The sequence below is a fragment of the Oscillibacter valericigenes genome, assembly GCF_021531435.1.
Taxonomy (GTDB): domain Bacteria; phylum Bacillota; class Clostridia; order Oscillospirales; family Oscillospiraceae; genus Oscillibacter; species Oscillibacter valericigenes_B.
Window position 1 is genome coordinate 44865 of record NZ_JAFBIS010000012.1, and the last position, 12973, is coordinate 57837.

At 61.8% G+C, this 12973-nt stretch carries 12 protein-coding genes; 1 reads left to right on the forward strand and 11 read right to left on the reverse strand.

Features of this window, described 5'->3' with window-relative positions:
* Nucleotides 1–34: 34 nt before the first annotated feature.
* Both recQ and JQM68_RS08315 read right to left on the reverse strand, forming a co-directional pair.
* Entirely contained in the window at nucleotides 35–1837 is a 1803-nt protein-coding gene (gene recQ, locus JQM68_RS08310) for a DNA helicase RecQ (RefSeq protein ID WP_235222544.1), read from the reverse strand.
* A 61-nt stretch (nucleotides 1838–1898) separates the two neighbouring features.
* Nucleotides 1899–2966, reverse strand: a complete 1068-nt coding sequence (locus JQM68_RS08315) for a hypothetical protein (protein WP_235222545.1) — start codon at nucleotides 2964–2966, stop codon at nucleotides 1899–1901.
* Nucleotides 2967–3142: 176 nt separating this feature from the next.
* Here JQM68_RS08315 and JQM68_RS08320 point away from each other — a divergent pair, with 176 nt between their 5' ends.
* Nucleotides 3143–4216: a D-alanyl-D-alanine carboxypeptidase family protein gene (locus JQM68_RS08320; RefSeq protein ID WP_235222546.1), complete on the forward strand. Its 1074-nt coding sequence runs from the start codon at nucleotides 3143–3145 to the stop codon at nucleotides 4214–4216.
* A gap of 53 nt (nucleotides 4217–4269) precedes the next feature.
* Here the strand turns inward: JQM68_RS08320 and JQM68_RS08325 are convergent, their stop codons facing one another.
* The 9 genes from JQM68_RS08325 to JQM68_RS08365 are packed head-to-tail and all read right to left on the reverse strand — an operon-like array spanning nucleotide 4270 to nucleotide 12957.
* The gene (locus JQM68_RS08325) at nucleotides 4270–5085 is read right to left on the reverse strand and encodes a 4Fe-4S binding protein (protein WP_235222547.1); all 816 of its coding nucleotides are present in this window, start codon (nucleotides 5083–5085) and stop codon (nucleotides 4270–4272) included.
* Nucleotides 5086–5135: 50 nt separating this feature from the next.
* The gene (locus tag JQM68_RS08330; RefSeq protein ID WP_235222548.1) at nucleotides 5136–5348 is read right to left on the reverse strand and encodes a hypothetical protein; all 213 of its coding nucleotides are present in this window, start codon (nucleotides 5346–5348) and stop codon (nucleotides 5136–5138) included.
* Between the two features lie 18 nt (nucleotides 5349–5366).
* A complete protein-coding gene (locus JQM68_RS08335) occupies nucleotides 5367–7679 on the reverse strand; it encodes an ATP-dependent Clp protease ATP-binding subunit (RefSeq protein WP_235222549.1) in 2313 nt (770 codons plus the stop codon).
* A 38-nt stretch (nucleotides 7680–7717) separates the two neighbouring features.
* Nucleotides 7718–8413 carry a CvpA family protein gene (locus JQM68_RS08340; RefSeq protein WP_235222550.1) on the reverse strand — a complete coding sequence of 232 codons (696 nt, stop codon included), beginning with the start codon at nucleotides 8411–8413 and terminating at the stop codon, nucleotides 7718–7720.
* 49 nt (nucleotides 8414–8462) lie between these two features.
* Complete coding sequence (locus JQM68_RS08345; RefSeq protein WP_235222551.1) at nucleotides 8463–9647, reverse strand: DUF5711 family protein; 1185 nt, start codon at nucleotides 9645–9647, stop codon at nucleotides 8463–8465.
* On the reverse strand, nucleotides 9640–10398 hold the full coding sequence (gene truA, locus JQM68_RS08350; protein WP_235222552.1) for a tRNA pseudouridine(38-40) synthase TruA: 759 nt from the start codon (nucleotides 10396–10398) through the stop codon (nucleotides 9640–9642). The genes JQM68_RS08345 and truA overlap by 8 nt, the downstream gene beginning before the upstream one ends.
* Before the next feature lie 24 nt (nucleotides 10399–10422).
* Nucleotides 10423–11229 (reverse strand): energy-coupling factor transporter transmembrane component T family protein, encoded by an 807-nt coding sequence (locus JQM68_RS08355; protein ID WP_235222553.1) that lies wholly within the window; start codon nucleotides 11227–11229, stop codon nucleotides 10423–10425.
* On the reverse strand, nucleotides 11223–12089 hold the full coding sequence (locus tag JQM68_RS08360) for an energy-coupling factor transporter ATPase (protein ID WP_235222554.1): 867 nt from the start codon (nucleotides 12087–12089) through the stop codon (nucleotides 11223–11225). Before JQM68_RS08360 ends, JQM68_RS08355 begins: the two co-directional genes overlap by 7 nt.
* A 19-nt stretch (nucleotides 12090–12108) precedes the next feature.
* Nucleotides 12109–12957: an energy-coupling factor transporter ATPase gene (locus tag JQM68_RS08365; protein ID WP_235222555.1), complete on the reverse strand. Its 849-nt coding sequence runs from the start codon at nucleotides 12955–12957 to the stop codon at nucleotides 12109–12111.
* Between the last annotated feature and the right edge of the window lie 16 nt (nucleotides 12958–12973).

Here is a 12973-nt window from a genome sequence, read left to right on the forward strand (position 1 = left end):
CAGCAAAACACGGGAAAAGCAAAATGCTCCACACCTATATACCGCCGATCTCCTCCAGAACCTGTTTTCCGTACTTTCTCGCTTTCGCGTCGCCGATGCCGCTGACGGACTTCAGCTCCTCCAAGGTGCGGGGCCGGACCACCGCCAGCTCCCGCAGCGTCTTGTCCGAAAATACGGCGTAGGCGGGGATGCCCTGCCGCCGGGCCAGCCGTGCCCGCAATGCCCGCAGCCGCCCGAACAGCTCCGCCTGGGCGCCGTCCAGCTCCTCCGGGACGGGACGGCGGGCGGCGGGCCGCTCCTCCTTCACCGCCCGCATATACAGGCCGCCCAGCACGGCGTCCTCCGCCCGCTCCCCCAGCAGCACCACCGGGTAGGGGCCGGGGCTGAGGGCCAGGACGCCCTCGTCGATCAAAAACCGGATGCGGTCCCGCACCTCCTTCTGGCTCATGTCCCGCAGGAGGCCGTAGGTGGCCTCTTCGTCCATGTGGTACTTCCGTACCTTGTCCGATTCCGCGCCGCAGAGTGTCTCCGCGATGACGGACACGCCGAAGTGCTGGCCCGTCTCCATGACGCAGCGGAGGATGGCACGGGCCTCCCGACCGATGTCCACCTCCTCAAAGTTGTGGAGGCAGTTCCAGCAGGTGTCGCAGGTGTCCGGGGCCGTCTCGCCGAAATACTGCAAAATGTACTGCCGCAGGCAGCGGCGGGTCCGGCAGTAGCCCACCATCTTCCGCAGCCGCAGCATGTCCCGCTCCCGCAGGCGCTCCGCCGTTTCAGCGTCCAGCTCCTCCCGGCTCTCGCCGTGCTCGATGAGAAACTGGGCCGTCCGCACATCCCGGCCGCTGTACAGCAGGATACAGCTGGAGGGCAGGCCGTCCCGTCCGGCACGGCCCGCCTCCTGGTAGTAGCTCTCAATGTCCTTGGGCATATTATAATGGATGACGTAGCGGACATCCGACTTGTCGATGCCCATGCCGAAGGCATTGGTGGCCACCATCACCCGGGCCCGGTCATAGAGGAAATCCTCCTGATTCCGCTGCCGTTCCTCCGGCTCCAGCCCGGCGTGGTAGCGGGTGGCGGAGACTCTCGCCTCCTGCAAAAGGCCGCAGACCTCCTCCACGGTCTTCCGGGTGGAACAGTAGACGATGCCGCACTTGTCCGGGCGGCTTCGGACCAGCTCCAGCAGGGCTGACCGCTTGTCGGCAGGCTCCTGGACCTCGAAATACAGGTTCTTCCGGTCAAAGCCCGTGGTCACCCGCAATGGGTCCCGCAGGCCCAATAGTTTTTCGATGTCCTCCCGGACCTCCGGCGTGGCGGTGGCGGTAAAGGCCCCCAGAGGCGGGCGGCGGCCCAGCTTCTCCAGAAACGCCGGGATATGCAGATAGGAAGGACGGAAGTCCTGGCCCCACTGGGAGATGCAGTGGGCTTCGTCCACCGCCACCAGAGAGATGTCCGCGTGACAGGCGAAGTCCAGGAATCCCTCCGTCTCCAGCCGCTCCGGGGCCACGTAGATGATTTTGTACCGTCCTTCTTTTGCCCGGCTCAGGGCCAGCAGGTACTGCCTGAAGGTCAGGCTGCTGTTCAGAAATGCCGCCGGAACGCCCATCTGCACAAGCTGCGTCACCTGGTCACGCATCAGGGACACCAGCGGTGAAATGACCAGGGTAATACCCGGCAGCAACAGGGCGGGGACCTGGTAGCAAACCGATTTTCCCGCCCCCGTGGGCATGATGGCCAGGGCGTCCCGCCCGGATAACAGCGTATCGATCACCGGCTCCTGTCCGCCCCGGAAGGCGTCGTAACCGAAATAAGTTTTCAGTGCTTCTTCTTTTGTCATGGGTCCCGTCTCCTTTTTCACCGGACCCATCATACCACATTCGGCGGAAAAAGGGAACGGCTCAGCCCAGATAACTCAGCAGCCGTCCCGCCTCCAGAGCCGCCAGTGCCCGGACGCCGTCGAAGTCCACATAGGGGTTATAGACCGCCTCCAGGGCGTCGTGGCTGGCCTTGGCATCTTTCAGCGCAGCGACGCCTTCCTCACGGAGCAGCGCCGTCATGCGGGTCTGGAACCGCAGCCGGGCCTTACCTGACGGCTCCGCCATGGCGTCCAGCCGGATACGGCGGTGGGGCTTTTTCCCGTAGTCCATGCCGGGCCGGGAGGTGACAAAGGCCAGCCCCAGGCCGGGGATGAGCAGGTGCTCCGCCTGGTCGGGGGCCTCCGGGGACATGCAGAGGATGGTGTCCCACCCCTGCTCCACGGCAGCCTCATGGAGCCGGGCCAGGTACGGCGCCGCCAGCTCCCAGCTGTCCGCGAACTCGTAGACCTTGGGGCACAGGGCGTCCACGCTGTCAAAGCACCAGAGATAGCCCTTGTGGGTAATGCTGCCCAGGAAGCGGCGGGTGGTTTTGCCCCGCCGTCCCCGCCTGCCCCGCAGCTCCCGGGCGATAATGCCCTCCACCCGGCGCTCCGCCCGGCCGGCGTCAAAGGTCTGGGCCACTGCCGTCAGGGTGTCCAGTTCCACCTGACGGGCAGCTTTCAGGCTGCGGTAGGCCCGGACGTAGGCGGCCTGATAATCGTGGGTGTGGGCCTTTACCTCTTCCGCGGCGGCTTTGGCGGCGGTGAGGTCGTAGAACCGACCCAGGTCCACGTAGCGGTCCACCGCCGCAGGGTACTTCGGTTCCAGGACATGGGGACTGGTGCCGTCCGCGATGGCGCAGTGCAGCTCCGGCAGCACCACGCCGTCCAGGGAGTCCGGGTCCCCGGAGCACCAGAGGTATTCCACCGCCGCGCCCGCCTGCTCCATGGTCTGCCCGATCATCCGCATGAAGGTGTTTTTCCCTACACCGGGACCGCCTTTCAAAACCATGAAGTCATATGTATCCTCCAGGTCCACCAGCTGGCCGAACAAATTCTGAAAACCGTCGCCGCTGTTGGCCCCTACAAAGAAATTCGTTACCTGAGCCATATGCTCCCCTCCAGTTCCAAATTCATTCCAGCTTATGCCCCGCGGCCCGGACCTGACAGCCAAACCTCCTGTCCTTTTCAAAAAGGACAGGAGAAAATTTTCCCAACCTCAGAATTGATGGTGAAATCTTCCGGCATTTGTGCTATGATGAAAAAAATACCTGCAAGGAGCCATTCATGGACGAACGATATACACCGGTCCTCTCCGACGAGGAACGGGCAGCCCTCCGTGCCCAGCGGGCGAAGCGGCGCAGAGCCGCTCAGCAGGCCCGCCGCCGCAGGCAACTCCGGCAGCTGCTGCCCGTGGGCGCCCTTCTTTTAATTCTGACCTGCCTTTTGGCCGGCTGGGCCTCTCACCGTGCGAAAGAAGAACCGGAACCAGAAGCAGAAGTTCCCGCTGCCCTTGTTTTTGAAGAAACCGCCCCACCTGAGCCGGAACCGCTTTGGACTCCGGCGGCATCAGCGGATACCGTCTTACTGGACGACGCCCTTCCCAGCGCTTACGCCGTGGTCATCGACCGCTCCAGCGGCAGCATCCTGGCGGAGAAAGATTCCGAGGCTGTCATCAGCCCCGCCTCCATGACGAAGATTATGACGCTGCTGGTGGCCGTGGAAAACCTGAAAAGTCTGGACGACACCGTCCCTATTACCATCGACATCACGGATTACTGCTTCGTCAACGACTGCAGCGTAGTGGGCTATGAGCTGAACGAATCAGCCACAGTCCGGGAGCTGCTGTATGGCACCATCCTCCCCTCCGGCGCCGACGCAGCCCTGGCCCTGGCCATTTATATCGCCGGGTCCCACGAGGCCTTTGTAGAGCTGATGAACGAAAAGGCAGAGGAGCTGGGCATTGCGGAGACCACCCATTTTACAAACTGCGTGGGGCTGTACGACGAAGCCCACCACTGCACTGTTCGGGACATGGCGGTCATTCTGAACGCCGCCATGGAAAATGAGCTGTGCCGGGAGGTGCTGGACGCCCGCACTTACGAAACAGCCCCCACGCCGGAGCATCCGGAGGGGCAGATCCTCTCCAACTGGTTCCTCCGGCGCATTGAGGACAAGGACACCGGCGATGTGGAGGTCATCGGCGCCAAGACCGGCTACGTGATGCAGTCCGGCAACTGCGCCGCCAGCTGCGGCCGGGACAGCGATGGGAATGAGTATATCTGTGTCACCGGCAACGCATACAGCTCCTGGCGGGCCATTTACGACCATGTGGAGCTTTATAAGACTTACTGCAATTGAGAAGGAGACATCCCGGATGGGATGTCTCCTTTGCCGCATAGATATGGACCTGGTTACAGGAATGTCTCGTTCTCCCTGGGCTCCGCAAAGTTCTGTTCCAGCATCTTCACATGGGACAGGAAGGCCTCATCGTCGAAATACTTGGCCCCCTTGGTGCATTTTCGGACACACCGCTGGCACTTGATGCAGGTACCGGGCACGCTGGACACATCCTTCGGGTCGATGGCCCCCATGGGGCACAGCCTGGCGCAGGCGCCGCAGTTCGTGCATTTGGAGAGATCGGTCTTAGGCTTGGCCTTCAGGAATTTGACAGGCTGGCCGTCAACGCCTTTTGGCACGTAATAAGGAGCCGCCGCGTCGCCGGGGGCCTTGACCGGGCCGGAAGTATCTGTTAAGTTTTTTAGCTTTACAGTTATTCGCTTGGCAAATTCCTTCATCTCAAAAAGGTCGCTCCAGCCGGGACGACCGTAAGCCAGCTCATCGGTGAAGGCATGCTGCCCCACAAAGGCCCCGGCAGCCACGGTATGGAAGCCGTCACCCTCCAGAACCGCACACAATTCCGCCAGGGAATTGTCATAATTTCGGTTGCCGAAGGTCACGACCGCAACCGCAAGGGCGCCATTTCCATGGAAGCGGCTCTGGAAGTCCGGCAGCAGCTTATTGGGCATTTTTCCGGCATAGGTTGGCGTGCCGATGACCACCAGGTCATTTTCTGTAAAGGAATATTCCTTTTCACGCTCAGAGGGTTTTGTGAAGCTCACCCGCTCCAGCGGCAGGCCCAGCTTCGCCGCCAGTTCTTCGGCGATGGTACGCACCGTCTTGTCCGTATTGCCGGTAGCGCTGTAAGAAACTGCCCATATCTTTTCCATTGTACAATCCTCCTTTTGAAAAAGGCACCCCGTCGCGGGGTGCCTTTTCATTACAGTGAAAAATCAGATTCGTTCAGTTTGCCGGTATTCAGCGCGGCGGGACGGGGCGGTACCCGCTTCAAGGGGTCATACTTAAACGCCCGGCAATGATGTTCCATAGGAACGACCCCGCGCTTGACACAGGCCACTTCCCGCTCGTTGATCTGCTGGCCCCGCTGACAGTAAGCACAGCGCGGGTCAATATCCTTGCGAAACAGTTTCACGTCTCCCCCTCCGCTTCTTTAAAGGGTATACAGCTTGACGTCCTCGTCCTCCGCCGTGGCTTTCACCTGGGTGATGGGATGCTCGTAGCTGTCGATGATCTTCGTCGCCATGGGGTCCTCCAGCTCTTTCTGGATGGTTCGCCGCAGATTCCGGGCACCGTAGGTCCGGGAGAAGGATTTCTTCGTCAGGAAGGCCACCAGTGCGTCATCATAGGTAAAGGTGATACCCTTCTCCTTCAGGGAATCCGCCAGCTCGCCCAGCATGATGCGGGCGATGGACTGGAAGTGCTCCTCGGTCAGACGGTTGAAGGTGATGACGGCGTCCACACGGTTGATAAACTCCGGCCGCAGGAACTGCTGGAGGGCTTTCATGGCCCGGTCGGAATCCTGCTCCTGCTGGGTGCGGCCAAAGCCCACGCTGCCCTCCTTAGTGGCGCTGCCGGCGTTGGAGGTCATCACGATGATGGTGTTCTCGAAGTTCACTTTGCGGCCATGGGCGTCGGTGATCTCGCCGTCGTCCAGAATCTGCAGCAGCACGTTCAGCACATCGGGATGGGCCTTTTCGATCTCGTCGAACAGAATGACGGCGTAGGGCTTGCGGCGAATTTTCTCCGTCAGCTGCCCCGCTTCGTCATAGCCCACATAGCCCGGCGGGGAGCCGACGATGCGGGAGACGGAGTGCTTCTCCATAAATTCCGACATATCCAGCCGGATGAGGGCGTCGGGGGTGTTGAACAGGTCTGTTGCAAGCTGTTTCACCAGCTCCGTCTTGCCGACGCCGGTGGGACCCACGAAAATGAAGCTGACGGGCTTGTGCTTGGGGGAAATGCCCACCCGGTTCCGGCGGACGGCGGCGGACACGGCCTCCACAGCCTCGTCCTGGCCGATGATGTGGCTCTTGAGGCGGGTCTCCAGCTGGCTGAGGCGCTGGAACTCCTGCTCCCTGATCTTGGCGGCGGGGATCTTGGTCCAGAGCTCGATGACGTGGGCCAGGTTCTCCATGGAAAGCTGGGGGTCGCCCTTTGCCAGCAGGCCGTCCAGCTCCGTGTGGAGCTGGAGCTCCCGGCTCTTCAGCTCCGCCATGCGGGCGTAGTCGCCCTCGGCCTTCTCCTCTTTCTCCTCCAGCATGGTCCGCTCTTTCTCGTAGTCGTCCAGCTCCCGCTGGACCTGCATCCGCCGGGAGATGTCCGGGTCTTTCAGGTTCAGGTCGGAACAGGCCTCATCAATGAGGTCGATGGCCTTGTCCGGCAGGAAGCGGTCTGTGATATACCGCTCGGAGAGCACCACTGCCTGACGGAGGATGCCGTCGGAGATCTGCACACCGTGGTACTGCTCATACCGGGGCGCCAGGCCCTTCAAAATCTGGATGGAGTCCTCAATGGAGGGTTCGTTGACGGTGACAGGCTGGAAGCGCCGCTCCAGGGCGGTGTCCTTTTCGATGGACTTGCGGTATTCGTTGAAGGTGGTGGCGCCGATGACCTGAATTTCCCCACGGGACAGGGCGGGCTTCAGGATATTGGCGGCGTTCATGCTGCCCTCGGCGTCGCCGGCGCCCACGATATTGTGGACCTCGTCGATCATCAGAATGATGTTGCCCAGGCGCTTCACCTCGTCGATGAGGCCCTTCATCCGGCTCTCAAACTGGCCCCGGAACTGGGTGCCGGCCACCAGGGCCGTCAGATCCAGCAGGTAGACCTCTTTCTCCCGCAGCTTGAAGGGCACGTCGCCCCTGGCGATGCGCTGAGCCAGTCCCTCCGCGATGGCGGTCTTGCCCACACCCGGCTCACCGATGAGACAGGGGTTGTTTTTCTGGCGGCGGTTCAAAATCTGAATGACCCGCTCGATCTCCTGCTCCCGACCGATGACCGGGTCCAGCTTGCCCTCCTGGGCCTTCTGGGTCAGGGAGATGCAGTAATTCTCCAGATATTTCCGCTTGCCGTTTTTCGGCTCCTTCTTCTCCCGGCCACGGCCGGCGGCTCCGCCCTCGTCGGCGCTCTCGCTCTTAGGCGCGTCGCTGCCGGAGAACAAGCGGTTCAGGAAGGGGAAGGTGGCGGTCTTGCCCTCTTCCTCCTCGCCGTCATCTTCGTCCCCGCCGGGCAGGTCCTCAATATTTTCCACGCCGTTCATGGCCTGCATCATCTCGTTGTTGAGGGTCTCCAGATCCTCGTCGGAGATACCCATGCGCTTCATCATGTCGTCCACCTGGGGCAATCCCAAGTCCTTGGCGCATTTCAGGCACAGGCCCTCATTGATGGTCCTGTCACCGTCCAGCTTCGAGATGAACACCACGGCAACGTTTTTCTTGCATCTTGAACAAAGTGTTGGCTGCATTTTAACCTCCATGCGCCCGGAGGCGCGTATAAAAAATGTCACTGTAAAAACGACAGTACGCTCAGCGGCGTATTGGCCGTGAATATCCGCAGGATGTGCGCCTCGGCCAGCGTCTCCGTTTCAAAGGAAACGCCCAGCCGCCGGGCGGCCCACACGATCAGAAACAGCAGCAGCGCACCCTCGATCAGCCCCAGCAGGCCGCCGCCCAGAGCATTCAGCCCCCGCAGGCCCGGCAGCTTCACCAGCAGGCCCATGGCCTTGAACAGCACATGGAGCAGCGCCAGCAGCGCCAGAAAAGAGAGGATGTACAGCACGCCGTAGATCACGGACTGGGCGATGCTCTCCACCACGGCGGTGATCAGCGACGCCCCGGTCTCCCGCACCGTCTCCTCGGCCTTTTCCGCCAGGGGCTTCCGCACATCGGTGTCCAATCCCAGCAAGTCCAGCAGGTCCTCCAGCTGGAAGTCCACATCGTCCTCCGGCATCGTCACTTCCCGCTTCTGCTCCGCCAGGGCGGTATCCACCTTCTGCTCGATCCGCTTTTCGATCAGCGGCGCGGCCAGCTTAGCCGCAGGAGCGGAAAAGGTGGCGGCGATCATGCCCGCGCCCACCAGGGCCACGATCACGATCACCAGACCCGCCAGCGCCTGCAGAAGTCCGCGTCTGATGCCGTAGATTGTGAATCCTGCCAGAAAGATCACAACGATCGCGTCTATTATAACAGGTGCCGTCAAAAATGCCTACCTTCTCTCCTGTAAACGTTTTGTGAATTTGCCCATCCGCTCAGGGCAGGAACAATTTCGCGGATTCCGAAGACAGCAGCAGCGCTGAACCGTCCGTCCGCATCAGGACGCCCCGGGCGGATTCCGTGCCCTTCAGGGAGGCGTAAGTCTCCAGCGCCTGATTGTAGATGACCAGCCGGTCCAGATACAGCACCGCCAGATACCTGCCGGCGGCGGAGATGTCCTGCACTTCCTCGGACACCTCCAGGCTCCCCAGCTCCGTGCCGTCGGCGCCGACGGTCACCAGCCGCCCCACGCTGCCGGACTGGTAGCGGTTCAGCAGCACCGCCGCGAAACCATCCCCATGAAGGTCGTATTCCCGGAGGTGGGCGCCCTTGTAGCCGAAGCTGCCCTCCAGCTCGCCCTTTATGCCGGCAAAGGTCAGACTGGTATCGGACACGGCGGCAAACTTGCCGTCCACCCAGCCGATGTCAGCCACCAGGCCGTCGGTGATGTCGTAATTACCGTAGGGCTCCTCCTCCGTCAAACGGTAGAGCACCACATTGCTGACAAAGGTGCCGTTCTCCTGGCCCAGTGTCACAGCGGCCAGGGCCTCTCCCTTTCCGGCTACCCAGGCATCCGTGAGAAAGCGCCGGGAGGAGCGGAACCGGAACACCTCCTCCATATCACTGTCATAGACCCGGACGCAGCCCTTATAGCCCTTCATTTTCGCGGTGACGGCCAGCCACCCCTCCTCATTCAGTGAGGCGGAGATCAGAGGCTCCTCCTCCGTGGCGGTCAGGGAAAACACCTCGCCGTTCTGGTCCACCACATACAGCGCCGTACCGCCCACATCGTAGGCCACAGCCTTGCCGCCGCCGCTTTCCAGCGCCGGAGCAGTCATGCTGACCGCCGTGGACCACACCTCGCCGCCGCTGGCGTTCAAAACCCGCAGCCGGGTGTCGGACAGCACCACCAGCCGGTCGCCCAGCACCGCAAAGCGGTTGCTGGAGGAGGCGTCAAAGTTATAGACCGCCTCGCTGCCCGCCTTTTCCGCGCCGCCGTAGTTCAGATAGCGGCGCAGCACATCAAAGCCGGTGCCGTCCCGGTAGGCGGCAAACATCACCACGCCCAGCACGGCCACCAGCGTCAGGAGAAACAGGAGGAATCCCCGCAGCTTCCGCCGGGGTTTTTTCTCCTCTTCTCCGTCGTTGTCATTCCAAATGTCCCTTGTTGTATCAGCCATTGTTCAGTCGCTCGTCCTCATACCAAAGTCTCGTCAGGTACAGTCCGCCGGGGGGCACCGTGGGGCCCGCCAGCCGCCGGTCGCCGCTGTCCAGAATGGCGGGAATGTCCTCCGGCAGGAACTTGCCCTCCGCCGCGTAAAGGACCGTGCCGGTAATGGCCCGTACCATGTTATACAAAAAACCGTTGGCGCAGACCTTCAGCTCCAGCAGGTCGCCGTTCCGGGTCACATCGCACCAGTAGATGGTGCGGACAGTGGACTTCGTCTCCGTCCCCACGGAGCGGACGGCCCGGAAATCGTGAGTGCCCACGAACTGGTGGGCCGCTCGGTTCAGAAATTCCTCGTCCAGCCGCTTCGGGTAAAAATAGGCCCGGTTGACATAAAATGGGTTCTTAAAACGGGAATTGTAAATGCGGTAAGTGTACTCCTTTTTGATGCAGGAGCCAATGGCGTTGAAATCCTCCGCGACTTCAAACGCCTCTTTGACCGCAATGTCCTCCGGCGTGTGGGTGTTGACGGCGAAGGGCAGGCGGTCGATGGGAATGCGGCTCTCCGTGCGGAAGTTGGCGATATAGTGCTCCGCGTGGACGCCGGCGTCGGTGCGGCCGCAGCCCGTGAGGTGCACCGGGGCCCCGGTGATCTGCTCCAGGGCCTTCTGCAGCGTCTCGCAGACGGTGACGGCGTTTTTCTGCACCTGCCAGCCGTGGTAGGCGGTGCCATTATACATCAGTTTCAGGGCGATATTGCGCATAGTCCGCCTCCCCCTTCTCCAAATTCAGATGCCGAAATACCGCAGCACCAGAACGGCGGCCAATACCAGCACGCCGATGGTCAGGGCGATATAGTCCCGGCGCTCGTACTTCAAAATGTGCAGCTTGGTACGGCCCTCGCCGCCGTGGTAGCAGCGGCACTCCATGGCCGTCGCCAGCTCGTCCGCCCGGCGGAAGGCGCTGATGAACAGCGGCACCAGGATGGGGATGAGGGCCTTGGCCTTCTGGATGATATTGCCGCTTTCAAAGTCCGCGCCCCGGGCCTTCTGAGCGGACATAATTTTATCCGTCTCCTCGATCAGCGTGGGGATGAACCGCAGGGCAATGGACATCATCATCGCCAGCTCATGGACCGGCACATGGAACCGCTTCAGCCCATTCAGCAGCCGCTCCAGACCGTCGGTCAGGCTGATGGGGCTGGTGGTGTAGGTCATCAGGAAGGTGCCCATGATGAGCAGCATAATGCGCAGCACCATAAAAATGGCGTTTCGCAAGCCCGCCTCGGAGATGCGGATGATGCCCCACTGGAACAGATAGGTGTCATCCGTCACGAAAAACAAATTCAAAAGGCCGGTAAAGATGATGATGAACAGCACGGGCTTCAAGCCCCGCACCAGCTGCTTGATGCCCACCTTGGAGATGCGGACGCACACAGCCAAACACAGGGCCATCAGGGCATAGCCCACGACACCCTTGGCGCAGAACAGCGCCACGATATACAAAACCACCAGCAGAATTTTGGTACGGGGGTCCAGCTTGTGGGCCACGGTGGTGCCGGGGAAATACTGGCCCAGGGTGATGTCTTTCAGCATACGGCACCGCCCTTCCGCAGCGCCAGGATCTGCTGTTCCAAAGCCTCCACCGTGTACACGGCGGGGTCGATGTCCAGGCCCCGCTCTTTCAGGGCCATGGCAATGCGGGTCACCTGAGGCACATCCAGTCCGGCGGTGAGCAGCTCGTCCGCCCGGGCGAAGACCTCCGCCGGGGTGCCGCTCATCAGCACGTGGGCGCTTTTCAGCACCAGGATACGGTCCACGTTCTGGGCGATCTCGTCCATGCTGTGGCTCACCAGAATGACCGTGGTGTGCCGGTTTCGGTGGAAGTCCCGGATGTTTGCCATCAGGTTCTCCCGGCCAGCCGGGTCCAGACCCGCGGTGGGCTCGTCCAGCACCAGCACCTCCGGCTCCATCGCCAGCACGCCCGCCAGGGCCACCCGGCGCTTCTGGCCGCCGGACAGCTCAAAGGGGGACTTGTCCAGCTGGTCGTCCCGGATACCCACCAGACGGGCGGCATCCCGGACGCAGCGGTCCAGCTCGTCCCCGGTTTTGCCCTGGTTGGTGGGACCGAAGGCGATGTCCTTGTAGACTGTCTCCTCAAAGAGCTGGTACTCCGGGTACTGGAACACCAGGCCCACCCGGAAGCGGACGTCCCGAATTTTTTTCGGCTCCGCCCAAATGTCTTTCCCGCCCAGCAGGACCTGCCCCGCCGTGGGCTTCAAAAGCCCATTGAGGTGTTGAATGAGGGTGGATTTGCCGGAGCCGGTATGTCCGATGATGCCGAGAAACTCTCCCTCGTATACGTCAAAGCTCATATCCTCCACCGCGCTGCGCTGGAAGGGCGTCCCCACGCCGTAGGTGTGGGTCAGGTTTTTGATCTGTAAAATGGGTTCCAAATCGGTTTCTTCCTTCCAGTCAGTTTTGAGCTGCCGCTGCGATGGCGTCCGCGCATTCCTCCACGGTCAGCGCGTCCAGGGGCACGTTCCAGCCGTCCTTCTGCAGGCGGTCCAGCAGGTCCACCGTGTCCGGGGTGGTCAGGCCCATGGAGCGCAGCTCGTCAATGCGGGTAAATACCTCCCGGGGCGTGCCGTCCATGGTGACCTTGCCGTCGTCCATGACCACCACCCGGTCGGCTTCCTCCGCCTCGTTCATGTGGTGGGTGATGAGGATGACGGTGATGCCCTTTTCCCGGTTCAGACGGTGGACGGTGGACAGCACCTCCCGCCGACCCACGGGGTCCAGCATGGCGGTGGCCTCGTCCAGCACGATGCACTCCGGCTCCATGGCGATGACGCCAGCGATGGCAATGCGCTGCTTCTGGCCGCCGGAGAGCAGATGGGGCGCATGGGTCACGAATTCGTACATTCCCACAGCTTTCAGGGCGTCATCCACCCGGCGGCGAATTTCTTCCGTGGGCACGCCCAGGTTCTCCGGGGCGAAAGCCACGTCCTCTTCTACCACGTTGGCGACGATCTGGTTATCCGGGTTCTGGAACACCATACCCACCCGCTGGCGGATGGCCAGCAGCAGCTTTTCGTCCAGGGTGTCCATGCCCTCCACGTAGACTTTGCCCCCGGCAGGCAGCAGGACGGCGTTGAAGGTCTTGGCCAAGGTGGACTTGCCGGAGCCGTTGTGCCCCAGCACCACCACAAAGCTGCCCTTTTCGATCTCCAAATCCACGCCCCGTAGGGCAAACACCGGCTCGCCGCCCTCGTCCGCCGGGTAAGCAAAGCGCAGTTCTTTTGTTTCAATGATTGCAGACATGTCAGGTCTCACTTTC

Excerpts from the sequence above, each read along its gene's own strand:
- recQ (WP_235222544.1), bottom strand. The coding sequence starts at position 1,837 with ATGACAAAAGAAGAAGCACTGAAAACTTATTTCGGTTACGACGCCTTC.
- JQM68_RS08315 (WP_235222545.1), bottom strand. The coding sequence starts at position 2,966 with ATGGCTCAGGTAACGAATTTCTTTGTAGGGGCCAACAGCGGCGACGGT.
- JQM68_RS08320 (WP_235222546.1), top strand. The coding sequence starts at position 3,143 with ATGGACGAACGATATACACCGGTCCTCTCCGACGAGGAACGGGCAGCC.
- JQM68_RS08325 (WP_235222547.1), bottom strand. The coding sequence starts at position 5,085 with ATGGAAAAGATATGGGCAGTTTCTTACAGCGCTACCGGCAATACGGAC.
- JQM68_RS08335 (WP_235222549.1), bottom strand. The coding sequence starts at position 7,679 with ATGCAGCCAACACTTTGTTCAAGATGCAAGAAAAACGTTGCCGTGGTG.
- JQM68_RS08345 (WP_235222551.1), bottom strand. The coding sequence starts at position 9,647 with ATGGCTGATACAACAAGGGACATTTGGAATGACAACGACGGAGAAGAG.
- truA (WP_235222552.1), bottom strand. The coding sequence starts at position 10,398 with ATGCGCAATATCGCCCTGAAACTGATGTATAATGGCACCGCCTACCAC.
- JQM68_RS08355 (WP_235222553.1), bottom strand. The coding sequence starts at position 11,229 with ATGCTGAAAGACATCACCCTGGGCCAGTATTTCCCCGGCACCACCGTG.
- JQM68_RS08365 (WP_235222555.1), bottom strand. The coding sequence starts at position 12,957 with ATGTCTGCAATCATTGAAACAAAAGAACTGCGCTTTGCTTACCCGGCG.